Genomic DNA, 26,016 nt, shown 5'->3' on the forward strand with positions numbered 1-26,016 from the left:
CCGCTACCATCAATAGGCTTAATTACAAATTAGTAATCAATCAGTTGCACTTAATTTATTAGACTTTTCACTAAATCAGTAGTACTTTTTTTTGCTGGCTATATTTGCAGTAAACTGGCGTTGCTTTTTACCAAAAAGCCACCGGGCGCTACGCAAAGCAGCTTTTTAGAACTAATTGCTGTTCAGCTTACTAGTCGCGAACGGTTTATTTAGCCCGGCCCGGAGAAGGCCATAATTTTGCACATTTATTTAGGGGGCCAGGGGCGCCACGGCGAAGAAAGCGGGCGTGCCGCTGAGCGCCAGGCTAGCCCCCGCGCAGGGCTGGCCGGGGGCGCCGGGCACGTAGTCCCAGGCGTAGCGGGTGAGCGTGGGCCGGCGCCACGCGGTGGGCAGCGGGTAGGTAGCAGTGGCCGCCTCACTTTGGTCGGTGGTGGCGATGGCCCACAGCACCAGCACCGCGCGGCGCCCCTGGCCAAAAGCGGCGCCGGCCACGCCGGCCGGCAGGCGCAGCGCGGCGGTGCCGGCCGCATCGTAGGGCCGGCCGGCCAGCAGGCGGCCGCAGGCGCGCAGGGCGCGGCCCAGCTCGGTCAGCTTTTGGGCGCCGGGCCAGTCGCGGCTCAGGTTTTCGTAGAGGCCCATGAGCTGGAGCTCGGTATCGCCGCCCACGGCGGTGCCGGGCGGCGGCGCAGCGGCGCCCTCGCCCACGCGGTAGAAGTGCAGCTGCCGGATGCCGGCCTGCTGGGCCAGCACCAGCGCCTTGATACCAAAGTTGCGCTGCATCGCATCCGAGCCGGCGCGCCACTCCGAGGGCCGCCGGCCGATGTTGGTTTCGCTGACGAGGAGGTGCTTGCTGGGGTAAGCCGTGCCGTCGTAGCCGTATTTGCGCAGCACGGCCACCATCGCCGCCTGGTGGGCCAGCACCTGGCGGGCGGCAAAGTCGGAGGTGCGGGTGTAGGCAAAGCGCCCGGCGCGCCACCAGTCGCGGTGGCGCAGGTCGTAGGATGGGTACACGTGGTAGGCGAGCACGTCGAAATACGCCCCCCCGTGGCCGGAAACTCGGCGCTGGGCACCCCGCCGCGCGGGTTGTCGGTGTAGCGCAGCAGCGCGTCGAGAAACTCGGCATACCCTAGCCCGCCGGGCGCTACATAAGCAGTGGGCTGGTATTTTTTCACCACCTCCCAGGTAATGCGCAGCGTGCGGATGTAGCGCTCGGTGGGAGCCAGCACGTTGGGCAGCTCAGCCGGCGCGGGGGCGCGGCCCAGCCACTCCTTATTAACTGTATTAGTGATAAAATCGGGCTCATTGACCACCTCCCACACCCGCACGTTCGAGCCGTAGCGCTGCGTGAGCTGGTAGATATACTGCGCGTAGTAGTTGTTGGGGTTGACGGTGCTATCGGCTAGCCAGATGGGTTCATATAAGTTGGCAAACAGCTTACTGGGCCCTGGGCAGCCGGGATACGTCACGGGGTCGCGGTGGGCGGGGCTAGGGTCGCCCACGAAACACACTAGGTCGCGCAGGTGCAGCGAGTCGGCATAGTAGCGGAAAGCCGGGCGGCGCGCCTCCCAGCCCCACTGCGCCAGAAACTGCTCGGGGAGCGTCACGCGCAGGGTATTGCCACCGGCCGCGCATACGGCCTGGGCTAGCCGCTCGTCGGGCCAGGCAGGGCCGTAGTAGCCCAGGTTGCAGCCGAAGCCGAAGCCGCCCGGCCAGGGCCGCACGGCCGCCTGCGCCGTGTGGGGGGCCGGCAGCACGGTGGGCCGCCGCTCCTCGGCCGCTGGGGTGCAGGCGGCCGGAACCAGGCCAGCCAGCCAGACCAGCCAACGCTGGCAGAAAACAAGCGTACTATTTTTTTCCATAGCCAACTAAGCACCCTCCCGGCCTGGCCCCGCCGCCCGGCCCGCTAGGCTGGCAGCCTCGCTTTAGTCCGTAACGAGGCCAGCAGGCCGAAGTTAGGCGTAAGTAGCTGAGGCTCCGCCTGCCGAGTAAGGCCGGGCGTTGGTCGATGGAAACTGCCGGTCCGGAAACTTATCGGCCCGGCACGGTGCTTGTTTATTACCGACTCACTGGCAAACTACTACCTTTGAGCCAGCTTCCGGCTTATTCCCACTCTTCTACCTGCATCCATGCGCTTTGCTACTCGTTTGCTGACGCTCTTTTTGGCCGGATTGGCTTTGCTACCCGCCGCGGCCACTACGTATGGCGTGCACCTGAGCGCCGCCGCTACGCCGCCGCTTTCGGAGGCCTTCGGCACCGAAACGGGCAGCCTGCTGTGGGCGCTGGGTAGCCCCGCACCCGGCCTCACCTTTGCCAGGCCGGCCAGCTCCACGGGCTTGTTTACGCCACCCTCCCTGCACGCGGCGCTGGCTAGCATGCCGCCCCAGAGTGGCGCGCCGCTGCTGAGCGTATTCCCCAACCCCGCCCGCGGCTTGCTCACGGTGCAGCTCACGGCCCAGCACGGCCCCGACTACAAGATGCGCCTGAGCAACGTGCTCGGCCGCGAGGTGCGCCTGCTGCCGCTGCCGCTGGCCACCGCCACCACCGGCCTGCCCCTCGACGTAACCGGCTTGCCGGCCGGCCTGTACTTCTGCTCGCTGCTGGTGAACGACAAGGCCGTGAGCACCAACCGCCTGACGCTGCTGTAGAAAATTTAAAACGACGAGTTAGGAATGACGAATTAAAAAATTCTCCCATTACTGCTCCGGGGCGCTGCCACTACTGCCACCCAGTAGCCGCGGCGCCCCTTTCTTGTGCCCAATTCCTCACTCCCTATTCCTAATTCCTACCTCCCACGCAACCCCTCGGTGGTTGTTGCCTACTTTTGGGGCTTGTTGCCAAGTGGCAACGGTTTAGCTATACCGGAATTTTCCTCTGGCTGGGCGGCGGCTGCTTCGGGCAGCGGCGGCTGGCTTTTTTTGCCCCGTATGCGTTCATTTCAACGGTTGAATAACCTGGTCGGCTGGGTGGTGTTTGCCATTGCCGCCGTCGTTTTCCTGCTCACGCTCGAGCCCACCGCCCCGTTCTGGGACTGCGGCGAGTTTACGGCCTGCGCCTACAAGCTGCTGGTGCCCCACCCACCGGGCGCGCCCACCTTCCTCATTCTGGGCCGACTGATGTCGCTCTTCAGCTTCGGCGACACGACCAAGGTGCCGGTGCTGGTGAATGCGCTCTCGGCCCTGAGCAGCGCGTTTACGGTGCTGTTTCTGTTCTGGATTATCACCCGCATGGGCCGCAAGCTGCTGGTGGCCCGCAGCGAGTTTGAAACCGAAACGCCCGAGCCGACCAGCTTCCAGACGCTGCTCATTCTGGGGGCGGGCATCGTGGGGGCGCTCTCGTTCGCGTTCTCCGACTCGTTCTGGTTCAATGCCGAGGAAAGCGAAGTGTACGCCATGTCGAGCCTGTGCACCGCCGCCGTAGTCTGGATAATGATGAAGTGGGAGGAACACGCCAGCGACCCCGACTCGGATAAGTGGCTCATCCTCATTGCCTACGTTATCGGCCTCAGCATCGGGGTGCACTTGCTGAATTTGCTGGCCGTGCCGGCCCTGGCGTTCATCTACTACTACCGCCGCGCCAGCAACCCCAACATGGTGGGCGGCCTTGTCACGCTGGTAGTGAGCCTCCTTATTGTGGGCTCGGTGCTGGTAGGCATTATCCCCGGTTTGCCGACCCTAGCGGGCGGCTTCGAGGTGTTCTTCGTCAATAACCTGGGCCTGCCCTTCGACTCGGGTCTGATTATCTTTTTGCTGCTGTTTGTGGGCGCCATCTGGTTTGGCTTCCGCCTCTCTTACCAGCGCCGCAGCCAGCTGCTGAACACGGCCATGCTGTGCTTCACGTTCATTCTCATCGGGTATTCGACTTACCTGATTGTGCCCATCCGCTCGTCGTTTCACCCTACCATCAACGAGAACGACCCCGAGGACGTGCTCTCGTTCGTGAGCTACCTCAAGCGCGAGCAGTACGGCTCGCGCCCGCTGCTCTACGGCCCGCAGTTTAATGCCCAGCCCGACCACTACGAGGAAGGCGCGCCCCGCTACAAGCGGGCGGGCGGCAAGTACGTCGAGATACTGCCCCGCGCCCAGGAGCCCGGCTACGCCGATGCTGACAAGATGCTGCTGCCGCGCCTGTATAGCTACGACCCCGCGCACATTCAGGAGTATAAGAAGTGGGTGCCCGACTTGCAGGAGGGCCAGAAGCCCACGATGGGCCAGAACCTGGGCTTCTTGTTCCGCTACCAGATTGGGCACATGTTCTGGCGCTATTTCTTCTGGAACTACGTGGGGCGCGAGTCCGACGTGCAGCAGGCGGGCACGCTGACGCCCTTCAGCCCGAGCGCCTCGACCCTGCCCGACCGCATCGGCAAGAGCTTCGCGCACAACAACTTCTACGCTATTCCGCTCATTCTGGGCCTCATCGGCTTATTTGTGCAGATTCGCCGGCGCGGCAATGATGCGCTCATTGTGGGCTTGCTATTTCTGTTTACGGGCATCGCCATCGTGGTGTACCTCAACCAGCCGCCCATCGAGCCGCGCGAACGGGACTACACCTTCTGCGGCGCCACGTTTGCCTACGCCATCTGGATTGGGCTCGGGGTAATCGGGCTGGGCCAGCTGCTGGCCGCCGCCCTCAAGGCCGAGAATGCCCGCGCCACGGTAGCCATTCTGCTCGGGTTGATTTCGCCCACTATCCTGCTCGCCCAGGGTTGGAACGACCACAACCGCACCGGCCGCTACAACTCGGTCGACTCGGCCAAGAACCTGCTCAGCTCGTGCGCGCCGAATGCCATCTTGTTCACCAACGGCGACAACGATACCTTCCCGCTCTGGTACGCCCAGGAGGTCGAAGGTTTCCGCACCGACGTGCGCGTGGCCGTGCTCTCGTACCTGAACACCGACTGGTACATTCAGCAGATGAAGCGCCGGGCGTATCAATCGCAGCCGCTGCCCATTGGCATGAACGATGCCACCTACGTGCAGGGCAACAACGACATGCTGCCCTTCTCGCCCAACCCGGCCGTGGATAGCCTCGACCTCAAGCAGTTTATCAGCCTGGTGGGCCAGGGCAGCCCGCTGCTCAAGTACACCGACGGCAACTACTCGACCATGACCTTCCCCACGCCCAAGTTTTACTTGAACGTGGACACGGCGGCCGTGAAAAAGCTGGGCATCATTCCTAAGGACCGCGAAAACCAGCTCGTGAGCCGCCTGGACTGGAGCATGGGCAAGCGCGCCATCGAGAAGAAAAACCTGGTGATTCTGGACATGATTGCGACCAACAACTGGAAGCGACCCATCTACTTCAGCTCCACGGTGGCCCCGAGCGACTACATGAATTTGCAGCCCTACTTCCAGCTGGAGGGCATGGCCTACCGCCTGCTGCCGCTGCGCGACCCGCACTACGACCGCCGTGGCGACGAGGGCTACGTAGAGAAATCTATCTGCTACGACGAGCTGATGCACAAATTCAGCTACCGCGGGCTGAACAACGCCAACGTCTTCTACGACGAGAACAACCTGCGCTTCCCGGCCAACTACCGCGACAAGTTTGCCCGCCTCGCCAACGCTTACGCCGCCGACGGCGACCTGGCCAAGGCCAAGGAAGTGGCCGATAAATGCCTCGACGCGATGCCCGACGCCGCCGTGCCGTTCGACTTCTACACGCCGCAGCTGGTGCCGGTGCTCTACGCCGTGGGCGAAAAAGACCGCGCCAACGCCATCCTGGACAAGCTCACCACGCGCAGCATCAATACCCTGAGCTACTACCAGACCCACGACGGCGCCCTCTTCGACGACTCGCAGCGGGCCTACCTGCTCACCCTGCAGAGCGTGTATCAGGCCGCCGCCCAGGTCAAAGACGACGCCCGCGCCAAGAAAGCCTACGAGGTGCTAGCCCCTTACTTGCAGCAGCAGGGCCAGTAGAAGAGCGCTTATTCACAACCCAAAAGCCCCGCTGGCAGCGCGCCAGCGGGGCTTTTGAGTTGTAGCGCGGTTGCGATAAGTCCGTCGGCAGGATGGTCGGAACGCTTGCCTGTACGGACTCGCAAAGTTCGCGCTAGGCCTTCAGCTCATACCCCGCGAAGTCCTTGCGCAGCTGCGTTTTGAGCAGCTTGCCGGTGGCCGTGTGGGGCAGGCTCTCGACAAACTCCACGGCGTCGGGGCGCCACCAGGGGGCTATTTTGCCGTCGAGGAAGGCTAGCAGCTCTTCACCACTGAGGTCGTGGCCGGGCTTGCGCACGGCTACCAGCAGGGGGCGCTCGCTCCACTTGGGGTGGGGCACGCCGATGACGGCGGCCTCGGCCACGGCCGGGTGGGCCACGGCCAGGTTTTCGAGGTCGATGCTCGAAATCCACTCGCCGCCCGACTTTATCACGTCCTTCGAGCGGTCGGTGATGTTCATGAAACCGTCGGGGTCGATGGTGGCTACGTCGCCAGTGCGGAACCAACCATCGGCCGTGAGCTGGCCGGGGCTAGCCGAGTTGAAGTAGTCGCTCACCACGAACGGCCCGCGCACCAGCAGGTCGCCGAAGGCCACGCCATCGTGCGGCAGGGGCTGGCCCTCGCCGTCCACGATTTCCATGTCGATGCCAAAAATGGCGCGGCCCTGCTTGATTTTCAAGAAGAACTGCGCCTCCTCGGGCAAGTCGAGCTGGCTAGCCTTGAGCGTGCTCACGGTACCGAGCGGCGAGGTTTCGCTCATGCCCCAGGCGTGACGAATTTCGACCCCCAGCTCCTCATCGAAGGCGCGTAGCAGGGCCGGCGGGCACGAGGCGCCGCCCACTATCATCTTGCGCAGCGTGGAGAACCGGCGCTGGCCTTCGCGCATGTAGGTCAGCAGCCCAAACCAGATGGTGGGCACGCCGGCCGAGAACGTAACCCCTTCGCTCTCAAACAACTCGTAGAGGCTGGCCGCGTCGAGCGCCGGGCCGGGCAGCACCAACTTGCAGCCATTAAGCGCCGCCAGGTAGGGCGAGCCCCAGGCATTGACGTGGAACATGGGCACGACCGGCAGAATCACGTCGCGCGCGCCGCAGTTGAAGCAGTCGGGCAGCGAGGCCACGTAGCTGTGCAGCAACGTGGAGCGGTGCGAATAAAGCACGCCCTTGGGCTCGTCGGTGGTGCCGGAGGTGTAGCAAAGTGAGGAAGCTGTGTTCTCATCGAAAACCGGCCACTCGAAGTCATCACGCTCGGCGGCCAGCAGGCTTTCGTAGCTGGCTAGCCCGGCCAGGGCCGACTCGGTGGGCAGGTGCTCCTGGCCCGTCATCAGGACCCATTTTTCGACCGTGGGGCAGTGCGGCGCCAGCTTCGTAACGAGCGGCAGAAAGGTGAGGTCGAAGAACAGCAGCCGGTCCTGGGCGTGGTTGATGATGTAAACCAGCTGCTCGAAAAACAGCCGCGGGTTGATGGTGTGGCACACCGCCCCAATGCCCGAAATGCCATAATACAGCTCAAAATGCCGGTGCGTGTTCCAGGCCAGCGTGCCCACACGGTCGCCATTTTGGATGCCTAGCCGGGTGAAGGCGTTGGCGAGCCGCTTGGCCCGCTGGTGGGCGTCGGCGTAAGTATAGCGGTGCAGGGGGCCGCCCTCGGGCAGGCGCGACACGATTTCGGTGGTGCCGTGCCACTTGGCGGCGTGTTCAATCAACCCCGCGATGCGCAGGGGCTGTTGCATCATAAGTCCGAGCATGGTTCGGGGCGGGTGGGAAGTGAGAAGCTGGCCGGAAGATAGTAGCGGCTGGCGCATCCAGACAGGGTGCAGGCTTCTTTTTCCTTTACCTGAACGCTTACGCCGCCTGGCTAGTTGTAGCGCTGGCCCAGCCACCAGCAATGCCGCATCCATGAACCAGCCCTACGCTGCCTCCGGGCACCTTGAAATAAGCTACCAGGATGATTCCCAGGTATTAATTGGCCGTTGGCTCCGGCCCACTACCGAGGCCGAAGCCCAGCAGGACTATGCCGACCTGCTAGCCGCCGCCCAGCATTTCAAGGCCCACTACTGGCTGTTCGACATTCGGCGGCGGGGCCGCAGTGCGCCGGCCACGCTCACGTGGCTGCTCACCGACTACTATGCCCAGGCCGTGCGCGAACTGGGGGCGCCGGTGCGCCTGGTGTACTTCATGGCTCCCGGCCTGCGCCAGGAGTTTCAGGCCGATGGCGTGGTACCCGAGCCCACCACCTATTTGGCCGACCTCCCCTTCCGCATGAACCAGTGCATCACCGAGGCCGAGGCGCTGGCCTGGCTAAAAAGCGAGCAGCTGAGCGCAGCGCGGGCTAGCTAACCCTGCTACTTGATGGCCTCAATGGCTACCTGCTGAATCTGGGTGCGCACATTGAGCTGGCTCAATTTGTTATTCCGCCGCGAGGGGTTAAGCCGGTTGGTGAGCACCACTACCACCAGTTCCTTCTCCGGGTCAACCCAGAAATACGTGCCCGTGAAGCCCGAATGCCCGAAGCTGCCGGCCGAGGCGCCGGGCGCAGTGTTGCCGGCCGCCGGGCTAGCGGGCCGGTCGAAGGCCAGCGCCCGCCGGTTGCCGGCAAATTGCGGGCGCGTCCAGTCGGCCAGAATGTCTTTGCTGAACACCTGCTGACCGCCGTAGCGCCCGCCCCAGGCGTAGGTCTGGGCGAGCTGGGCCACGTCGTTGGCCGAGCCAAACAGGCCCGCGTGGCCCGAGATGCCCCCTAGCAGCGCCGCGCCCTCATCATCGACGTAGCCGCGCAGTAGCTGACGGCGAAACAGCGAGTCGTACTCGGTAGGCGCGAGGCGGCTGGCCGCCGCGTGGTGCAACGGCTGAAAGCGCAGCCCCGACCCTAGCGGCCGGTACACTTGCTTTGCCAGAAACTGTTCGAACGGCTGCCCGGTGCGGCGCTTCACTAGGTCAGGATAGAGATAAAACGACAGGTCGGAGTACACGTAGCCGGGCTTGGCGTTGAGCGGCGCGGCGCCGATGCGCTCGTAGATATAAGCCGGCAATTTCCGGCGGCCCCACAGCCCGCGCGCCACCGGCAGCGGGAAGCGCCGCGACGAGTCGGCCTGGAACCAGCGGCGGCGCAGCGTGCCATTGGCCTTCGCGAAGTTTTTCCAGAACGGAATCCAGGCGGGCAGGCCGGCCTGGTGGGTCAGCACGGCGCGCAGTTGAAGACTGGCCTTGTTCGTCTTGCGCAGCCACGGAAAAAACTGCCCTAGCGTGCTGTCGGGGCTGAATGTACCTTGCTCTTGCAGCTTGAGCAATGCGGGCGTCGCGGCCAGGACTTTGGTGAGGGAAGCCAGGTCGTAGAGGTCGGTGTTTTGCACAAGGCGCGCGGTCGAGGCCTGCCGGCTGGCTTGGGCTACGCCGGCTGGGCTAGCCCCGGCCGCGCTGCCCGGCTCACTCCCAAAATTGCCCGCCGGCGAGGCCACGCTGGCAGTCGGCTCCGCCTCCACGGGCGCGGCTTCGCTACCCGTTTTGGATTGGTAGCCGTAGCTTTTGCGCAGCACCACTACGCCGCGCCGGGCAATGACCACCTGCCCGCCCGGCGTGGCCCCGGCCGCCAGGGCCTGCGCCATGATGCTATCCACGCGCGCTTCCAGGCGGGGACTCATGCCGGCGTCTTCGGGGTTAGCATAGGCTAGCCGCAGGCCAGGCCGGGTGCTGAGGCCAAAGCCGGCGGGCAGGTTATTGGCCACCGAAACGGGCAACTTACCGCTAGCCCCGATGCCCCCAAAAATGAGCTGCGCGGCTAAATTCTGCGCATCGGTGCTTTCCTGATACGCCATGACCACGGCGCTGGCCCGGTCGAAATCCCGCACCTTAGCCGCCGCGTAGGCCGAGCCAAAAATGCTGAGCACGACCCGCTGGCCGGGCTTGGTAAGCTCGCGCAGCAGCAGCTGGCTTTCGGGCGCGATGCCGAAGTTGGTGGCCGGCAGGCGGCCCAACCCTTGCAGCGCCACCAGCACTACATCGTAGCTAAAGAGCTTGGCGCGCATGTCGGAAAGCTCATCGAGCGTGGGCGCGGTGGGCAGGTGAAAGTGCCCTGCCTGGGCATCGTAGCTGGCCACAGCTCTCTGGAAATCAGTAGTATCGGCCGGGCTGCCGCCGAGCACAAGCGTTGCAATACGCATGGTATCAAGTCGCTGCAAAGGCAAGAACTTGCCCTGATTGCGCAGCAGCGTGATACTGTGCTCGGTGAGGCGGTGACTGAGGTAGCGGGCGTGGGACGGGTTGAGGTCGGCGATGATATGCTGCTCGCGCACCGGGCTAGCCCGGCGCAGGCCGGCCCACTGCTTGAGGGCCAGCACGCGGCGGCAGCTTTCGTCGATGCGCGCCTGCGGGATGCGGCCGCTATCCACGGCCGCCAGCACGGTGGTGAGGGCCAGCGGCACGTTTTTACTAAACTCCAGCACGTCGTTGCCGGCCAGGATGGCGCGCACCTCGGCCTCGCCGGTGGGCGTCACTTTCATCACGCCCTGCATGTTCATGGCATCGGTAAAAACCACCCCTTTAAAACCCAGCTGCTGGCGCAGCAAGCCCGTCACGGTAGGCTTCGACAGGGTGCTGGGCCCGCGCGCGGTGTCGAGGGCGGGCACGTCGAGGTGAGCCACCATCATGCCCCCGATACCGTTGGCAATCATGTTCTTAAAGGGCGGTAGTTCGAGCGAGTCGAGCCGGCCGCGGTCCACGCGCACTAGCGGCAGGGCCAGGTGCGAGTCGGCATCGACGTCGCCGTGGCCGGGAAAGTGCTTGGCCACGGCCAGCACGCCCGCGTCCTGCATCCCACGCATATACAACCGGCTAAGGCGCGAGACGGCCGCCGGGTTTTCGCCCCACGAGCGGAAGCCGATAACCGGGTTGGCGGGATTGTTATTGACATCGACCACCGGCGCGAAATTGACTTGCATGCCGAGCCGCTTAAACTGGCTAGCCACCTCGCGGCCCATGTCGTAGATGAGGGCCGAGTCGGCGGCGGGCACCGCGCCCAGGCTCATCTGGTACGGAAAGCGCAGGATGCTGTCGAGGCGCATGCCGGCGCCCCATTCGCCATCCATCGCCACGAGCAGCGGCACCTGGCTTTCGCGCTGAAACCGGTTGAGCAGGCGCGCCTGGCGCACCGGCCCACCCTGAAAAAATATCAGTCCACCGATGCCGTAGTCCTTTATCAGGGTCGAAATCGAGTCTTGGTAGATAGCCGGCTTATTAGAATACGCGGCCACCATAAAGAGCTGCGCCACCCGCTGCCGGGGCGTGAGTGTGCGCATCAGGCTATCGACCCAGGGCGAGTGCAGGTAGCGCAAAAAGCCGGGCGTTTGGCCGCTGGCAACGGCCTTGCTGGCCCCGGCTTTGGGCGAAGCGGGCAGTGCCTTTTTAGCATGTGAATGGCTAGCGGCGCGGCGCTGGGCCGGGGACAGCAGCGGCAGAGCCAGCAGCAGTAAAAACAGGCAGTATTTTTTAGCAGACAAGCGAGGGAGCAGCAAAATGGAGAACTGCAAAAGTCGGCGCGAATCCGGATTTTGGTGCGCCTGCCCACTACGCCGGCAGCAGGTCGCGCAACAACTCTGCATCGAGCAGCCGGCCGCAGAAACTGGCATCGAGGTAGCGGTCGTTTACGCACACGATTACGGCCCGAAAGCCCCGCGCGATACACTCGTGCAGCAGCTCGCCGCTAGCCCGCTGCCACAGCGGAAACTCGCCCCGCAGCCCGGCCCGCGCCAACTGCTGCTCGCGGTAGGCGCGCAGGTCTTTCAGGAAAATATCACCGTACACGGCCGTGGTCACGCCCTGCGCCCGCAGGCTGCCCAGGTTAGCCAGCAGCGCGGCATCATACTCCGCCATCGAGGGCATTTCGGCCAAGCGCAGCGGCGCGAACGGCAGGCCAATGTGGCCGGCCTGGGCTTCGAGTAGCGCCAGGCGCACGCGGTGCACCGACCCGCGCTCGTAGTGCGCGTTCACACTCGTGAGTAGGTGCGCTACGAGCGCGGGTCGCGCCGGGCGTGGCAGAGGGCTAGCGCCGAGTCTTTGCCGCCGCTCCGGCTCATTAGGGCTTGTTCGGGCGTGGGGTGTCCTATCACAAAAACGTCCTGCCGCGCCAGACGCAGCAGGACGTTATTATTTGAGATAAGCTGCTCTACTTCAGCGTAAACGTGGCCTTGCCCATGAGGGCACCGCCTTCGTACAGCTCCACGGTGTGCTGGCCGATTTTGTAGTCGCCGCCCTTGGCGTACACGAAGTTGAGGGCCTGCTTGGTATTATCAAACACCACGTCCTGCTTCATAGTGTAGAAGGCTTCCTGACCATCGACGGTGAAGGTGCCGCCGCCCGTGCTCAGGTTGTAGAGCGCCGCGCCGTCGGGTTCCAGAATGCGCATGTAGATAGTTTTGGTGTCTTTGGGCGTCACGTCGTTGCGGCTCAGGTTGAAGGCCACTTTCACGCGGTCTACCTTCTTGGCCTTAAACTCCTCCTTGTCGTCGTCCTTCTCCTTGTCTTTTTTGTTGAGCACGCTCACGTGGATGTTATCAGCCTGAATCCGAGAGGCTACCGTTACTTTCTCGCTCAGGTCGCGGTTGGTTTTGGCAATGGTGCTAATGGTGTCGGTCAGCTTGTTCTGCTTTTCCTTAAGGGTCGTGGTTTCGGTGTAGAGGTTATCGTTCGACTTCTTGAGGTCGGCAATCTGGTCATCCTTTTTCTTAAGCTGGCTTTCCAGGTTGAGGGCGCGCTGCTTGAAGCGCTGCTGCTCGGCCAGCGAGAACGAGCCGGCCTTGAACGAGCGCAGCTTCAGCAAGTCGGCATTGATGCTGGCGATGCGCGCCTGGAGCGAGTCGTTGTTGAGGCCCAGCTTTTGCAAATCCTGGCTCTGGCGCTCGTAGCTGGCCTTCAGGTCTTCGTATTCCTTAATCTGGGTTTGCAGCTTGGTGTCTTTGGCCTGCACCTGAGTGGTCAGCTGCTCGTTTTCGGTCTTTTTCTGCGAATTCAAATAAAACAAGACCCCGTTGATACCTAGCAGCACGAGGACGAGCGCCACCCAGAGGAGGACGCGGCTATTGTTCTGGCGGGGTTCGGGATATTCCTGTTGAGGCTCCATAAAAGGGGTCTGGGGATAGAAGTGGCAGAAGAAAGGTGGGCTGGCGGGGCCGCTGCCTACCTTTGTGGCGGGTAAAAATAGGCGAAATTTCCAGTTGGCTCCGGCCTGCGTTATACTTGGCTCTCATGCAAACGGTTTTCCCGGCCTTCGATGCGGCCTATTGGCGGGCGCGCTACGCTACCCCCGGCCGCGCCGGCTGGGATGCCGGCCGCGCCACGCCGCCGCTGCGCGCCTACTTCGACCAGCTGGCCGTAGCTAGCCAGCCGCGCATCCTTATTCCGGGGGCTGGCCGGGCCTACGAAGCCGAGTATCTGCACCGGCGGGGCTTCCGCCACGTAGTAGTGGCCGACCTGGCGCCCGAGCCACTGGCCGCGCTGGCCGGCCGCGTGCCCGATTTTCCAGCGGAAAACCTCTGGCTAGCCGATTTTTTTGCGCTGGACCCGGCCGAAAAGTTTGATTTAATTATCGAGCAAACGTTTTTCTGCGCCATCGACCCTAGCCAGCGGCCGGCCTACGCCCGGCAGTGCGCGGCGCTGCTGCGGCCGGGCGGCAAGGTAGTAGGGCTGCTCTTCGATACTGAGTTTGCCGGGGCTAGCGAGCCGCCGTTTGGCGGCAGCCGCGCCGAGTATGCGGCCTATTTTGCGCCGTATTTTGAGTTTATCCACTTCGAGACGGCGTACAACTCGCTAACTGCCCGGGCAGGGCGCGAATTATTTATTTGCCTGCAAAAACTGTAATACTGTGAAAGATGTGGAAATGCATTGATTTCTAATGCTTTTCCTATCCGCTCATTTTTACATTCTTTTCTCTCCACATTTCGCACATTATTATAAATTCCATGCTCACTTCCCTCGCCCAGGCCCTCCCCCACTTCCGCAATACCAACTCCGGTCAATTCTTTCTGATGGCTGGCCCCTGCGTTATCGAGGGCGAGGACATGGCCCTGCGCATTGCCGAGCGCGTGAAGCATATTACCGATAAGCTCCAGATTCCGTACATTTTTAAGGGTTCGTACCGCAAAGCCAATCGCTCGCGGCTCGATTCCTTCACGGGCATCGGCGACGAAACGGCGCTGCGCATTCTGCAAAAAGTGGGGCGCGAAATCGGGGTGCCGACCGTGACGGATATTCACGAGTCGGACGAGGCAGCCCTGGCCGCCGAGTACGTGGATGTGCTGCAAATTCCGGCCTTCCTCTGCCGCCAGACCGAGCTGCTGGTAGCCGCCGCCAAAACCGGCAAGGTGGTGAATATCAAGAAGGGGCAGTTTCTGAATGGCGAAGCCATGCGCTGGGCGCTGGACAAGGTACAGGGCGCCGGCAACCCGCACGTCATCCTCACCGACCGGGGTAACTCGTTCGGCTACAGTGACTTGGTGGTGGACTTTCGCAACCTACCCACGATGCGCAGCTTCGGCGTGCCGGTGGTAATGGATGTGACGCACTCGTTGCAGCAGCCCAACCAGGCTAGCGGCGTTACGGGTGGCCAGCCCGCCCTCATCGAAACCATCGCCAAGGCGGCCATTGCCGTGGGTGCCGATGGCCTGTTTATTGAAACGCATCCCACGCCCGCCACTGCCCTCTCCGATGGCGCTAATATGCTGCAACTCGATAAATTAGAAGGCTTGTTGCAGCGCCTCACCCGCGTGCGCGAGGCCGTGCGCCCTAGCGGCGGCCTCGACCCGCAGGGGCTGGAGGCCTAGACTACTTCAGCTTTTCTTTTAAGAAGTCGAAAAGCTGGTCGAAGCGCTGGTCAATCGACTCAAAACGCTGGTCAATTGACTCGAGGCGCTGGTCAATTGACTCAAAACGCTGGTCAATTGATTCGAAGCGCTGGTCAATTGATTCGAAGCGCTGGTCAATTGATTCGAAGCGCTGGTCAATTGATTCGAAGCGCTGGCTTATTTCGTGGCGCAGGTCGGCTTGCCCCTGCTCCAACTTAGTTGTTTTCTCAAGCAAAAACTCAATATTGTCGCTTTGAGCGGCAATTGAGCTTGTTACCGTAATAGTGAGTTGGCGCACTTGGGCTGACACACGCTCTACTTTAGCGCCTAGCTCATCCTGACGGGCGCTAAGCTCATCCTGCTTGGCACTTAGTTGGTCTTGGCGGGCCAGCATTTCGCTAATGACGGGCTCTAGTTGGTCGAGGCGCTGGTCGGCGGTAGGCATCGGCGGTGGCAAGGGAAGAAAAACGAAGTTACTACCAGTCGCGGCTCTATTCAATACCGCAGCCAGAAATCCTCGCGGGGCTGCTTTTTCCGAAAAAAAACCAGCCCAACGTAAAACAAGTCGATGGTGACGGTCACGCTGGGGTGCGCTTTGATGGCCGCCCAGGCGCGCTCCATATCGGCCGACCAGTGAATATCGTCGAACACGAACACGCTGTCTTCGTGCGCCTTAGCCAAGCACTGTTCGAAGTAGCGGAGCGTGGGCTCGTAGCGGTGGTTGCCGTCGAAGAACACGAAGTCGAGCGGCTGGGGCAGGCTAGCCAGCGTGGTGGGCAGCGTGTGGTCGAGGTTGCCATCTTCGAGGCGCACATTCTTGATACCTAGCTTCTCAAACGTTTCGCGGGCTACGGCAGCCGTGTTGGGGCAGCCCTCGAAGGTGATGACCTGCTGGCGCGAATCGGCCGAGGCCAGGTAGGCCGTAGTGAGGCCTAGCGAGGTGCCCAGCTCCAGAGCAGTACGCGGCTGAAAGTGGTTGACCAGCCGAAACAGCAGCTGCGCCAGGCGCGGCGCCTTGGCCGAGTGGCGGGCAATGTCGCGCACCGCCCGGCGGCGCCCGCCTGCCCCGGCCACCTGCGAGCCAGCCCCAAAGTCGGTGATTGCGATTATCTGGTCGCTGGCCAGCAGCTCCTGGCGGCGCTTTTCAATGCGCGCAAAGGCCCCGTACTCGCCCGTGTGACGGATAACGGCAGTGTACAGCCCGAACACAAACGGTGAGTGCAGCCCGTGGGCATTGCCCGAGCGCAGCCAGTAGCGGAGGTAAGCGAAGAGTTGAAACAAGCTGAAAATCAATTCATTCGGAAAGGCACAATCAGGGTAAACTCTGGAATGTTGACCTGAAAGTGCTCGCCGCTGGCCAGGCGCTCCATGAGGTAGGTGCCACGCATCTTGCCCAGGCCCGATTTGAGGTTGCAGCCGCTCACGTACTGGTGCGCCTCGCCGGGCTCGAGCACGGGCTGGCGGCCTACCACGCCCTCGCCCTCCACCTCGCGCAGGCCGGTGCCCACATCGGAAATGTACCAATGCCGGCGCAAGAGCTTAATAGTGTATTCGCTATCGTTGCGAATATCAATGCGATAGGCAAACACAAAATGCTCCTGCGCGGGGCTGGAATAATCGGGCAAGTAATTGGTCGTAACCGTAACGGTTACGCCCTGCGTAGTGGTAGTTGGCATAGCGGCGGCCGGCGAAATTACGCTGCCGGGGCAACAGTAGCCCCGCAAGTGTGGTTTTCTGGTCTCAACGCCGAGCCGGGTGGTTTAGTTGTAGCTCGCTTCTTCCTTTTAGTTTCTCTGTTCCCGATGGTCAAAATTGCCGAAAGCTGGCGGCCCGTACTCGCCGCCGAATTTGAAAAGCCCTACTTTCAAAAGCTCACCGCCTGGGTGCGCGGCGAGTATGCCACGACCACCGTGTACCCACTCGGCTCGCAGATTTTTCACGCCTTCGACGCCTGTCCGTTTGAGGAAGTTAAAGTCGTTATTCTGGGCCAGGACCCCTACCACGGCAAAAACCAGGCGCACGGGCTAGCCTTCTCGGTGAACGACGGCGTGCGCACGCCGCCCTCGCTACAGAATATTTTTAAGGAGCTGCACGACGATATACCTGGCACGCCCGCGCCGGCCAACGGCAACCTCGACCGCTGGGCTAGCCAGGGTGTGCTGCTGCTCAACGCCACGCTCACGGTGCGGGCCGCCACGCCGGGCTCGCACCAAAAAAAAGGCTGGGAAGAATTTACCGACGCCGTTATCCGCAAAGTGTCGGAGGGCCGGCCGCACGTGGTATTCATCCTGTGGGGCGCCTACGCGCAGAAGAAAGAAGAGCTGATTGACGCTCGCAAGCACTTGATTTTGAAGGCCGCGCACCCGTCGCCCTACTCGGCTGACCGGGGCTTTTTCGGCTCCCGGCCGTTTAGCCAGGCCAATGCGTGGCTAGCCCAACACGGCGAAAAACCGATAGTGTGGTAGTTTTTCAACCCTTGTCAGCATGACAAGGGTTGGTTATTTTTACAGCAATCGCTTGATTAGCCGCAGCTTATGGCTGTATTTCTGGCGGTCGCGGTTGAAGATGCCATGGTGGTCGAGCGGGTCGAGGCGCACTTCGCCGGAGGCGTGCAGAATGAGGCCCTCGTCTTGCACCAACCCTACGTGCACGATGGCGCCGTCGGCATTATCGAAAAAAGCCAGGTCGCCGGCTTTGGCCTGGGTCACGAAATCGACCGGCTCGCCGAGGGCAATCTGCTGCCTGGCATCGCGCGGGAGCTGGATTCCGATGAGGCCAAACAGCGTCTGCATCAGCCCCGAACAGTCGATACCAAAAAGGTTTTTGCCGCCCCACACGTAGGGCGCCTGCAGGAAGTGCTGGCCCATCTTGCGCAGCAGGGCTAGCTGGCGCTCGGGCGGGCAGGCGTTGGACAGGTTAGTGGCCGTACCGTTGTAAAACAGCACGTTATCATCCCCCATTTTCAGGGTCATGCCGTCGAAAAACGGCAGGCGGCACCCGAGCGTGATGGGCTGGCGCGTAGTGGCGCTCGATACCACCTGCACCACGTCGAGCACGCGCGGGTGGTCCTGGGCGCGCCAGGCGTTGAAGTACGCGTCGCTCACCGGGCGGTGCTGCTTGAAGTCAATCCAGCCCAGGTAGGTATCGGCGGCAGCCTCGATGCGCAGCCAGTTGCCCTGGGTTTGCAGCACCGTGTAGCACTCGCCAAACAGCAATTCGGTGACCAGCTCGGCGCGGTCGGTGGGCTCGGCGCGGACGGGAACGGCGCTGAGCGCGCAAATACCGTGGTTCAAGTTCTCAGCAAAAAAATAGTACGTGCTACAAAGAACGACATGCCGAACGCAGTGAAGCATCTCTGCCGGGTCGTTGAACGAAGCGGTAGAGATGCCTCACTGCGTTCAGCATGTTTAGCTAATATGCCGACAACGGGCTAGCGGTAGCGCTCCATCTCGCGCTGCTGGTCTTTGGCCTTAAGGTCTTCGCGCTTGTCGAAGAGTTTTTTGCCCTGGGCCAACGCGATTTCGAGCTTGGCAAACCCCCGGTCGGTCACGAATAACCGCAGTGGAATGATAGTCAGGCCAGTATCCATTTTGCCGGCTAGCTGCTTCAGCTCGCGCTTAGTAAGCAGCAGCTTGCGGGTGCGCATGGCCTCGTGGTTATTGTAAGTACCTAGCGAGTAAGGCGCTATGCGCATACTGTGCACCCATAGGTCGCCCTTGTGGTCAAAGGTGCAGTAGCCGTCCTGAAGGTTGGCCTCGCCGGCGCGAATGCTTTTTATTTCGGTGCCTTGCAGCATCAGGCCCGCGTCGTACTTGGCCAGGAAGGTGTATTCGTGGCTGGCGCGGCGGTTCTTGATGTTGATATTGGCGGGGGTTTTGTCTTTCATGGAAGTACTGCTTACGCAGAAGTACGCCGGGAGGCTTCGTTGGCTAGCCTACGTGGCGTCGGCATAAAGGTATCAGGCGCTAGGCCAGCTTCAGGCGCGGGTCGGGGCTGGTGAGCTGAGTGGCAAAGTCGCCGGCCTCGTACTGAAAAATGGCCGCCTGGCCCACCATCGCCGCATTGTCGGTACAAAACTCGAAGTCGGGAATGAACACCTCCCACCCTTGGGCTTCGGCCAGGGCCAGCAAGCCCTGGCGCAGGCCCGAGTTGGCCGCCACGCCGCCGGCTAGGGCCACCTGGCGCAGGCCAGTGGCGTGGGCCGCTTTTTTGAGCTGGCGCAAGAGCGTTTGCACGATGGTGTGCTGGATGCTGGCGCAGAGGTCGGCCAGGTTTTCCTGGATGAAATCGGGGCTAGCGGCGGTCTGCTTTTTGAGGAAATAAAGCACCGCCGTTTTCAGGCCGCTAAAGGAGAAATTATAGCCGTCGAGCGCGCCCATCGGAAACTCGAAGCGGTGCGGGTTGCCGGTTTGGGCCAGCTTGTCGAGGCGCGGGCCGCCGGGATAAGGCAGGCCGAGCAGCTTGGCCGTTTTATCAAATGCCTCGCCGGCCGCGTCGTCGATGGTCTGGCCCAGAATTTCCATGTCGAGCGCCGAGCGCACCACCACCAGCTGCGTGTGGCCGCCGCTCACGGTGAGGCACAGAAACGGAAAAACCGGCTTCGGCTCGCGGATGAAGTGCGCCAGAATGTGCGCCCGCATGTGGTTCACGGCCAGCAGTGGCTTGCCCAGCGCCAGCGCCAGGCTTTTAGCAAAGAGGTTGCCGACCAGCAGCGACCCTAGCAGGCCGGGGCCCTGGGTCACAGCCACGGCGTCGAGGTCGTCTTTGGTGAGGCCGGCCCGGCGCAGCGCGGCCGTGACCACCGGCAGCATGTGCTGCTGGTGGGCGCGCGAGGCCAGCTCGGGCACCACGCCGCCGTACTGCTCGTGCACGGCCTGGCCGGCCACCACGTTGCTCAGCAGCTGGCCGTTTTGAAAGACTGCCGCGCCGGTATCGTCGCAGCTCGACTCGATGGCAAGAAGGGTCATTTTTCAGGTATCAATTAATAATGAGCAGTGAGCAATTACGCTTTGTCATTGCGAGCGCTGCGCTCGTAATGACTACCGATTTATTCTTTGCTGCGCCGCGTATAGCGCAAAGTTCGGGCGAACCTGCGCTATACCTTATGCGTTGGCGCGCTTGGTGCGTGCGAAAAGCCGCACCTTTGCGTTCTATTCGGGCTCGCCAGGGCTTCCGCTAAACCTGCATTCGCTGTCTTTCGTGCGTCGCGCTCTTCGTATTCTGCTCAAAATCGTGCTGGGGCTAGCCATTGCGCTGGCGCTGGTGGTGGGCGGGGCGTTGTTGGCGCTGCGCCTGCCGGGCGTGCAAACGCGGCTAGCCCAGCGCGCGGCCGAAACCCTTAGTAGCAAGCTCGGCCAGCGCGTAGAGGTGGGCAGCGTCGATATCCGGCCGTTTTCGCACGTGCTGCTCGAAGGCATCCGGGTGCTCGATAGGCGCGGCGGCGAGCTGTTTGGCGTGGGCCGGGCCGATGCCGACATTAAGCTCTTTTCGGTGTTTGACCCGCGCCACCTGCACGTGGGCACGCTCACGCTCACGGAACCGCGCTTTGTGCTGCGCGACGTGGCCGGCCGCCCCGACTCCACTACGCTCGACCAGTTTCTGAGTGCTCTCAAGCGGCTGAGTGGGCCGCCCGACACGACCAAGTCGGCGCCGTTTGATTTTCAGCTCCACGACGTGGCCATTCGCAACGGCCATTTTGCCATTGAGCGGCCCGACCGCCCACGCGAAAAATTTTACGGCCGCAGCATCGACTACGACCACCTGGTGGCCGATAGCATCTACGCCGACATCTCTAACCTAAACTGGCAAAGCGACACGCTGCGCGCCCGCATCGCCGGCCTGCGCACCGTCGAAACGCCCACCAAAACCCGCCTGCGCGAGCTCACGGCCGACATTGCCTACAACAAGCACTTCTGGGAATTCAACAACCTGACCCTGCGGCTAGGGCGCAGCGAGCTGCGTAAGTACGTGCGCTTCGAGTACAAGCGCTTCGGCAACTTTTCCGATTTCAACGACTCGATGCGGGTCGTGACGCAGTTGCGCGGGGCCAAGGTGTACACCGACGACATTGCCAAGTTTGCGCCCGATGTGGCGGCGCTGAAAGACTCTATTTTTATTTCGGGCGATGCCAAGGGCTACGTGCGCGACTTCCAGATTAAAAACCTGGATGTGCGCTACGGCCGCCGCACGCACCTGGTGGCCACCCGCGCCCACGCCGACAACCTGCCCCGCTGGCGCGAAAGTCTGATTGACCTTCGCCTCCAGCCTTCGCAGGTCGATGCCGCCGACCTGCGCAAGTTCTTGCCCGCCTCGGCCAATAAACTGGTGCAGCGGCTAGGCCTGATAAAGCTTGATGGGCAGTTTATTGGCTTCTACAACGACTTTGTGGGCAAGGCCAATTTTGACACGGCGCTCGGGGCGGTTTCGACCGACGTAAACCTTAAGACCAAGAGCGATTTCGACCACGCCGTGTACGAGGGCACTGTTCACAGCACCGCGTTTAATGTAGGTAAATTTATTGGCGATGAGTCGGTTATCCGCGACGTGACGCTCAATGGCCGGGTGCAGGGCACGGGCTTTGTGCCGCCCATTGCCAAGGGCCACGCCGTGGTCACGGTGCCCGCCATCTGGCTCAATGGCTATCGCTACCACAACCTGAGCCTCGACGGCGATTTTGCCGGCCAGGGCTTTACCGGCAAGGTGACGGCCGACGACCCGGCCGTGCGCCTGACGGCCAACGGCGACTTCAACCTCGACCCCAAGCACCAGCACATCGACGTGCTGGCCAACATTGCCCACGCCAACCTGGGCACGCTAGGGCTGCTCGGCGTGCCGCTCACCCTGAGCACCACCGCCCGCGTGAACCTGCGCGGCACCCAGCTCGACTCGCTGCTGGGTACGGCGCAGCTGCGCGGCTCGCATTTTGCGCTGCGCGGCCAGAGCCTCGACCTCGACACGCTCGACGTGCGCAGCACCCGCAGCAGCCGGGGCCAGCGCCAGGTGCTGCTGCGCTCGGAGCTAGCCGACCTCTCGGCCACCGGGGCGTTTGAGTTTGCGGCGGTAATGCGCGACCTGGAAATGCTCTGGCACGAGTACCGGCTCAATTTTGAGAGCAATGCCGCCGCCACGGCCGCCTACTACCGGCGCAAGCGCCAGGTGCGGCTGCTCATTTACGCTATCGAGCTGAATGTGAACCTCAAGCATATCAATCCGGTATTGAATCTGTTTATGCCCGACTTGCAGATTGCCGACCATAGCCACCTCGATGGCTCGTTTCGGCAGGGCGAAACGTCGATTTTGCAGCTCGGCGGCAAGTTCGACAGCATCTGGTACGGGCCGGTGCACACGATAGGCACCGAGTTCGACTTCACCACATCCAAGCTGCCCTACCAGCCCGAGGTGCTGGCCCAGGCCAGCCTCACCTCCGAGCGCCAACTGGTGCCCACGCTGGGCCGCACCGAGAAGTTTGTGGTGGAAGGCGTGTGGGACCAGCAGCGCATCAACTTCTCGACCTCGCTAGCCCAGAGCGGCACCACCAACCGCGCCAATATCAACGGCGCGCTGAGTTTTTTGCCGCGCGCGGTGCAGATAGTATTTCGCAAAAGCAGCCTGCACCTGCTTAACCAGGAATACGTGATTGCGGCCGACAACTCGGTAAAAATCAGCGGGGGCGGCCGGGAGTTTGATATTCAGAACTTCGTTATCAGCCACGGCAATGAGCGGCTGAGCGCGCAGGGCGTCATCTCGCCCGACCCGCGCCAGCCGCCGCTCAAGCTCGACATTGCCAACTTCGATTTGGCCACGCTGACCTCCGTTATCGGCCAGCGGCTAGGGGGGCGCCTGAATATGCAGGCGGCCGTGAGCGGCGTGTATAACCAGCTGGCTATCAGTAGCACCCTCGCCGTCGATTCACTGGTATACGAGGGTACGCCCATCGGGCAGGTGGCGGGCCGGGGCGACTGGGACAATCCCAGTAGCCAGCTGCGCCTCAACCTCGACGTGGCCCGCCAGCAGCAGCGCGTGCTCACCGTGACGGGCTACCTGGCCCCGCGCTCCACTACCCAGCAGCTTAATCTGGTGGGCGAGCTTAATGATGCACCCATTGTGCTGGCGCAGCCCTTTTTGGGCAGCATTCTGCAAAACCTGGGCGGCACCGGGCGCGGGCAGCTCCAGCTCGGCGGCATGTTCAGCGCGCCCACCCTGGCCGGCGCGGTCGATGTCACGGATGGCCGCTTCACCTTCGGCTACCTGGGTACGACGTATAAGTTTGCCGACCGCATTAGCTTCACTACCACGTCGATAGCCTTTAGCAACGTGCAGCTGCGCGACGCGCAGGGCAACCTGGGCACCGTGACGGGCCTCATCCGGCACCAGGGCTTCCAGAACATGACGCTGGACATGAGCGCCAATTTTCGCAAGTTTCAGGTGCTGCATACCACCCGCCGCGACAACGACCTGTACTTTGGCACGGCCTACGCTACTGGCACGGCCACCGTGCGCGGCCCTGTCGATGACCTGGTGGTAAACGTTACCGCTACCTCCACGGCCGGCACCCGGCTAGCCCTGCCGCTCGACAACGCTGCCAAGGCCGAGCAGGCCAGCTACATCAAGTTTGTGAACCGCAACCTGGCCGACTCGGTGCGCCGCCGCCAGGCCCGGCAGGCGGCCCTCATCGCCGAGCAAAGCAAAGTTGATTTGTCGGGTATTCAGCTCAATATGAACCTGACGGTGACGCCCGATGCCTACCTGGAGATTTTGCTGGATGAGAGTACCGGCGACGTAATCCGGGGCGCGGCCACCGGGCAGCTACGGCTGGCCATCGATACGCGGGGCGATTTTAATATGTACGGGCAGGTCGAGATTGTGCGCGGCGCCTACAACTTCACCCTGCAAGGGCTGGTCAATAAAGAGTTTGTGGTGCAGCCCGGCGGCGTCATTACCTGGAACGGCGACCCGCTCGACGGCCAGATGAACGTGACGGCTACCTACACCCAGCGCACCTCGCTAGCCCCGATTTTGTCGAGCAGCGCCTCGGGCACCAGCGCGGCGGTGGTGCCCGTCACGGCCGTGATGAACCTGACGGGGCCGCTGCTGCTGCCGGTTATCAAGCTGGCGCTGGAGTTTGACGACGCGCCCAGCTCGCTGCAAAATGACCTGGCCGCTTTCATTGCCCTGCTGCGCAACGACGAGCAGGAGCTGAACCGCCAGGTATTCAGCTTATTGGTTTTCAGAACCTTATCACCCCAGAATAGCAATAGCTTTAGCGGCATCTCGCTCACCGGGCAGACCAACGCGGTGCAGAACAGCCTGGGCCAGATTATCTCGTCGCAGCTCGGCCTGCTTACCTCGCAGATTGACCAGAACCTGGAAATCGACTTCAACATCAACGGCCTCACCGCCGACCAGCTGCAAGCCTTGCAAGTCCGCCTCAGCTACTCGTTCCTGGGTGGGCGGCTGCGCCTCACCCGCGAGGGCGGCATCAGCAACTCCACGTCGTCGGCCATCAATCCTAACACCGGCCTGCCGTATTCGGCCACGCAGTCGTCGCTTATCGGCGATTTCAGCCTCGAATATTTCCTGCGGCCCGACGGGAAGTTCCGGGCCAAGCTGCGCTACGAAACCACCCCGCGCGACAACATCGTGACCACCGTAAACCAGCCCCGCGCCGGTATCTCGCTGCTGCACACCAAAGAATTTAACAACCTGCGCGAGCTTTTCGGCCGCGACAACCCGAGCCGCCGCGAGCGCGATACCCGCCGCGCCCGCGAGGTGTTGACGGTGGAAGAGGACAAGCGCACAAGCCTGTAAAATCGCCTGTCATTGCGAGCCCGCGCAGCAATCGCACCGAAACGATACCCGCGCCAGTCGTTCTACCAGGGTCGTTTGGGGGTAACTGCTGCGCAGACTCGCAATGACAGACGATATAAGGTGTCGTTCCAGTTAAAGCCAAGCGTACCTTTGCGCCCCTATGGCCCGGCCCCGCAAAAAGAAACTCGGCTCCTACCCTACCCTGCTGGTGGTGTTCAGCATCACGCTGGCGCTGACTGTCATCGGGTTATTTGGCCTGCTGCTGCTGCACGCGCATAAGCTGAGCGAGCAAGTGCGCGAAAACCTGGAGGTGCAGGTGTACCTGGAGCGTAACCTGCCCGAAACCGAGCTGCTGCGCCTGCAACAGGACCTCGAACACCAGCCCTACGTGGCCGAGGTAGGTGGCCGCCCGCAGGTGCGCTTCGTGAGCAAGGAGGAAGGCGCCCGCCAGCTCCTCGAAACCACCGGCGAAGATTTTCACAGCTTCTTGGATGATAACCCGCTGCGCGACGCCTACGCCCTCAAAATCAAGCCTGAGTACACCGATACCACGCACCTGCGCCTACTGGGCCGCAGCCTGAGCCAGCAGCGCGGCGTGTTTGAGGTGCAGTACCCCAAAAGCCTCTTTACCAGCATCAACCAAAACCTGGCCAGGGTGAGCCTGCTGCTGCTGGGCTTTGCGGCGGTGCTGGTGCTGGTAGTGGTTATTCTGATTAACAATACGATTAAGCTAGCCATGTTTTCGCAGCGGCTGCTCATTCGCTCGATGCAACTGGTAGGCGCCACGCGGTTCTTTATCCGGCAGCCATTTATCAGGCGGGCTACCTGGCAGGGGCTAGCCAGCGGCTTTCTGGCCGCGCTGCTCCTGCTGAGCTTGCTGCAATATGCTTACCTCGAAATTGCGCAGCTGCGCCTGCTGCGCGACGACCACCTCATCGGCCTGCTGCTGCTGGGCGTGCTGGCGCTGGGCACGGCCATCGGCTTTCTCAGCTCGTACTGGGCGGTGAATAAATACCTGAACGTATCGCTCGACGAGCTTTATTAACCTGCTATGCAACCAACTACTCCGGCCCCGCGCTTCGCCTTCGGCCCCCGCAACTTCCGCCTGATGTGGCTCGGCCTGGCTGTGCTGGCCGTGGGCTTCATCACCATGATGCTCGACAAGGCCGACTATGGCGAAGGCTTTTTGGGCCTCACGCTGGGGCCTATTTTGCTGTTTGTGGGCTTCGTGATTGAGTTTGCGGCCATTATGGTGCGCAGCAACCCTAGCGAGCTGGCGCCGGTAGCACCCGCTGCAGCTGCGCCCGTGGCCGATGAGTTTAAGCCGCTGGCTCTGCAGGTGCCCGGCCCGTCGGCCGCCGCGCCTACGCCCACCCCGGCGGCGCCGCGCCCGGCCAAACCCGCTTATAAGCGTCCCGGCTAGGGTCGGTTTATTCCCCC

At 62.3% G+C, this 26,016-nt stretch carries 20 protein-coding genes; 9 read left to right on the forward strand and 11 right to left on the reverse strand.

Annotation, left to right across the window (positions count from 1 at the left end; all coding sequences use genetic code 11):
* Positions 1 to 249: 249 nt before the first annotated feature.
* Positions 250 to 1,026 carry a hypothetical protein gene (locus GKZ68_RS12925; RefSeq protein ID WP_173115444.1) on the reverse strand — a complete coding sequence of 259 codons (777 nt, stop codon included), beginning with the start codon at positions 1,024 to 1,026 and terminating at the stop codon, positions 250 to 252.
* A 1,100-nt stretch (positions 1,027 to 2,126) separates the two neighbouring features.
* Between GKZ68_RS12925 and GKZ68_RS12930 the strand changes: the two genes are divergently transcribed.
* Positions 2,127 to 2,645 carry a T9SS type A sorting domain-containing protein gene (locus GKZ68_RS12930; protein ID WP_173115446.1) on the forward strand — a complete coding sequence of 173 codons (519 nt, stop codon included), beginning with the start codon at positions 2,127 to 2,129 and terminating at the stop codon, positions 2,643 to 2,645.
* A 279-nt stretch (positions 2,646 to 2,924) separates the two neighbouring features.
* Positions 2,925 to 5,918, forward strand: coding sequence for a DUF2723 domain-containing protein (locus GKZ68_RS12935; RefSeq protein ID WP_173115448.1), 2,994 nt, complete (start codon positions 2,925 to 2,927; stop codon positions 5,916 to 5,918).
* 133 nt (positions 5,919 to 6,051) lie between these two features.
* Here GKZ68_RS12935 and GKZ68_RS12940 read toward each other — a convergent pair whose 3' ends face one another.
* Positions 6,052 to 7,836, reverse strand: coding sequence for a 3-(methylthio)propionyl-CoA ligase (locus GKZ68_RS12940; RefSeq protein WP_367949162.1), 1,785 nt, complete (start codon positions 7,834 to 7,836; stop codon positions 6,052 to 6,054).
* Between GKZ68_RS12940 and GKZ68_RS12945 the strand changes: the two genes are divergently transcribed.
* Positions 7,835 to 8,275: a hypothetical protein gene (locus GKZ68_RS12945; protein WP_173115452.1), complete on the forward strand. Its 441-nt coding sequence runs from the start codon at positions 7,835 to 7,837 to the stop codon at positions 8,273 to 8,275. The two genes, GKZ68_RS12940 and GKZ68_RS12945, sit on opposite strands and share 2 nt — an antisense overlap.
* A 5-nt stretch (positions 8,276 to 8,280) precedes the next feature.
* Here GKZ68_RS12945 and GKZ68_RS12950 read toward each other — a convergent pair whose 3' ends face one another.
* The 3 genes from GKZ68_RS12950 to GKZ68_RS12960 all read right to left on the reverse strand — a co-directional run bounded on the left by GKZ68_RS12950 (position 8,281) and on the right by GKZ68_RS12960 (position 13,049).
* Positions 8,281 to 11,430, reverse strand: coding sequence for a glycoside hydrolase family 3 N-terminal domain-containing protein (locus tag GKZ68_RS12950; protein ID WP_173115454.1), 3,150 nt, complete (start codon positions 11,428 to 11,430; stop codon positions 8,281 to 8,283).
* A gap of 67 nt (positions 11,431 to 11,497) precedes the next feature.
* Positions 11,498 to 11,920: a hypothetical protein gene (locus GKZ68_RS12955; RefSeq protein WP_173115456.1), complete on the reverse strand. Its 423-nt coding sequence runs from the start codon at positions 11,918 to 11,920 to the stop codon at positions 11,498 to 11,500.
* A gap of 175 nt (positions 11,921 to 12,095) precedes the next feature.
* On the reverse strand, positions 12,096 to 13,049 hold the full coding sequence (locus tag GKZ68_RS12960; RefSeq protein ID WP_173115458.1) for a hypothetical protein: 954 nt from the start codon (positions 13,047 to 13,049) through the stop codon (positions 12,096 to 12,098).
* Between the two features lie 125 nt (positions 13,050 to 13,174).
* On the opposite strand from GKZ68_RS12960, the gene GKZ68_RS12965 reads away from it, so the two are divergent.
* Together GKZ68_RS12965 and kdsA are read left to right on the forward strand one after the other, a co-directional pair.
* Positions 13,175 to 13,786: a methyltransferase domain-containing protein gene (locus GKZ68_RS12965; protein WP_173115460.1), complete on the forward strand. Its 612-nt coding sequence runs from the start codon at positions 13,175 to 13,177 to the stop codon at positions 13,784 to 13,786.
* Between the two features lie 101 nt (positions 13,787 to 13,887).
* Positions 13,888 to 14,748, forward strand: a complete 861-nt coding sequence (gene kdsA, locus GKZ68_RS12970; RefSeq protein WP_173115462.1) for a 3-deoxy-8-phosphooctulonate synthase — start codon at positions 13,888 to 13,890, stop codon at positions 14,746 to 14,748.
* 1 nt (position 14,749) lies between these two features.
* On the opposite strand, the gene GKZ68_RS12975 is transcribed toward kdsA, so the two are convergent.
* The 3 genes from GKZ68_RS12975 to apaG are packed head-to-tail and all read right to left on the reverse strand — an operon-like array spanning position 14,750 to position 16,445.
* The gene (locus tag GKZ68_RS12975) at positions 14,750 to 15,214 is read right to left on the reverse strand and encodes a hypothetical protein (RefSeq protein ID WP_173115464.1); all 465 of its coding nucleotides are present in this window, start codon (positions 15,212 to 15,214) and stop codon (positions 14,750 to 14,752) included.
* A gap of 50 nt (positions 15,215 to 15,264) precedes the next feature.
* Positions 15,265 to 16,050: an O-methyltransferase gene (locus GKZ68_RS12980; protein ID WP_173115466.1), complete on the reverse strand. Its 786-nt coding sequence runs from the start codon at positions 16,048 to 16,050 to the stop codon at positions 15,265 to 15,267.
* A gap of 8 nt (positions 16,051 to 16,058) precedes the next feature.
* Positions 16,059 to 16,445, reverse strand: coding sequence for a Co2+/Mg2+ efflux protein ApaG (gene apaG / locus GKZ68_RS12985; protein ID WP_173115468.1), 387 nt, complete (start codon positions 16,443 to 16,445; stop codon positions 16,059 to 16,061).
* A 126-nt stretch (positions 16,446 to 16,571) separates the two neighbouring features.
* On the opposite strand from apaG, the gene GKZ68_RS12990 reads away from it, so the two are divergent.
* A complete protein-coding gene (locus GKZ68_RS12990) occupies positions 16,572 to 17,234 on the forward strand; it encodes a uracil-DNA glycosylase (protein ID WP_173115470.1) in 663 nt (220 codons plus the stop codon).
* 39 nt (positions 17,235 to 17,273) lie between these two features.
* Here the strand turns inward: GKZ68_RS12990 and GKZ68_RS12995 are convergent, their stop codons facing one another.
* The 3 genes from GKZ68_RS12995 to tsaD all read right to left on the reverse strand — a co-directional run bounded on the left by GKZ68_RS12995 (position 17,274) and on the right by tsaD (position 19,736).
* A complete protein-coding gene (locus GKZ68_RS12995; protein ID WP_254243987.1) occupies positions 17,274 to 18,062 on the reverse strand; it encodes a C40 family peptidase in 789 nt (262 codons plus the stop codon).
* Between the two features lie 137 nt (positions 18,063 to 18,199).
* Positions 18,200 to 18,655, reverse strand: a complete 456-nt coding sequence (smpB, locus tag GKZ68_RS13000) for an SsrA-binding protein SmpB (protein ID WP_173115474.1) — start codon at positions 18,653 to 18,655, stop codon at positions 18,200 to 18,202.
* A gap of 79 nt (positions 18,656 to 18,734) precedes the next feature.
* Entirely contained in the window at positions 18,735 to 19,736 is a 1,002-nt protein-coding gene (gene tsaD, locus GKZ68_RS13005) for a tRNA (adenosine(37)-N6)-threonylcarbamoyltransferase complex transferase subunit TsaD (RefSeq protein WP_173115476.1), read from the reverse strand.
* 232 nt (positions 19,737 to 19,968) lie between these two features.
* On the opposite strand from tsaD, the gene GKZ68_RS13010 reads away from it, so the two are divergent.
* The 3 genes from GKZ68_RS13010 to GKZ68_RS21725 all read left to right on the forward strand — a co-directional run bounded on the left by GKZ68_RS13010 (position 19,969) and on the right by GKZ68_RS21725 (position 25,999).
* Complete coding sequence (locus tag GKZ68_RS13010; RefSeq protein WP_173115478.1) at positions 19,969 to 24,576, forward strand: translocation/assembly module TamB domain-containing protein; 4,608 nt, start codon at positions 19,969 to 19,971, stop codon at positions 24,574 to 24,576.
* Between the two features lie 160 nt (positions 24,577 to 24,736).
* Positions 24,737 to 25,621, forward strand: a complete 885-nt coding sequence (locus GKZ68_RS13015; protein WP_173115480.1) for an ABC transporter permease — start codon at positions 24,737 to 24,739, stop codon at positions 25,619 to 25,621.
* 6 nt (positions 25,622 to 25,627) lie between these two features.
* Positions 25,628 to 25,999, forward strand: a complete 372-nt coding sequence (locus GKZ68_RS21725; protein ID WP_217275254.1) for a DUF3098 domain-containing protein — start codon at positions 25,628 to 25,630, stop codon at positions 25,997 to 25,999.
* Positions 26,000 to 26,016 lie beyond the last annotated feature (17 nt).

The sequence above is a fragment of the Hymenobacter sp. BRD128 genome, assembly GCF_013256625.1.
Taxonomy (GTDB): Bacteria; Bacteroidota; Bacteroidia; order Cytophagales; family Hymenobacteraceae; genus Hymenobacter.

Coding starts and splice junctions, on each gene's coding strand:
- GKZ68_RS12945 (WP_173115452.1), top strand. CDS start 7,835: ATGAACCAGCCCTACGCTGCCTCCGGGCACCTTGAAATAAGCTACCAG.
- GKZ68_RS12975 (WP_173115464.1), bottom strand. CDS start 15,214: ATGCCTACCGCCGACCAGCGCCTCGACCAACTAGAGCCCGTCATTAGC.
- tsaD (WP_173115476.1), bottom strand. CDS start 19,736: ATGACCCTTCTTGCCATCGAGTCGAGCTGCGACGATACCGGCGCGGCA.
- GKZ68_RS12930 (WP_173115446.1), top strand. CDS start 2,127: ATGCGCTTTGCTACTCGTTTGCTGACGCTCTTTTTGGCCGGATTGGCT.
- GKZ68_RS13015 (WP_173115480.1), top strand. CDS start 24,737: ATGGCCCGGCCCCGCAAAAAGAAACTCGGCTCCTACCCTACCCTGCTG.
- apaG (WP_173115468.1), bottom strand. CDS start 16,445: ATGCCAACTACCACTACGCAGGGCGTAACCGTTACGGTTACGACCAAT.
- smpB (WP_173115474.1), bottom strand. CDS start 18,655: ATGAAAGACAAAACCCCCGCCAATATCAACATCAAGAACCGCCGCGCC.
- GKZ68_RS12990 (WP_173115470.1), top strand. CDS start 16,572: ATGGTCAAAATTGCCGAAAGCTGGCGGCCCGTACTCGCCGCCGAATTT.
- GKZ68_RS12965 (WP_173115460.1), top strand. CDS start 13,175: ATGCAAACGGTTTTCCCGGCCTTCGATGCGGCCTATTGGCGGGCGCGC.
- GKZ68_RS21725 (WP_217275254.1), top strand. CDS start 25,628: ATGCAACCAACTACTCCGGCCCCGCGCTTCGCCTTCGGCCCCCGCAAC.
- GKZ68_RS12960 (WP_173115458.1), bottom strand. CDS start 13,049: ATGGAGCCTCAACAGGAATATCCCGAACCCCGCCAGAACAATAGCCGC.
- GKZ68_RS12935 (WP_173115448.1), top strand. CDS start 2,925: ATGCGTTCATTTCAACGGTTGAATAACCTGGTCGGCTGGGTGGTGTTT.
- GKZ68_RS12940 (WP_367949162.1), bottom strand. CDS start 7,836: ATGGATGCGGCATTGCTGGTGGCTGGGCCAGCGCTACAACTAGCCAGG.
- kdsA (WP_173115462.1), top strand. CDS start 13,888: ATGCTCACTTCCCTCGCCCAGGCCCTCCCCCACTTCCGCAATACCAAC.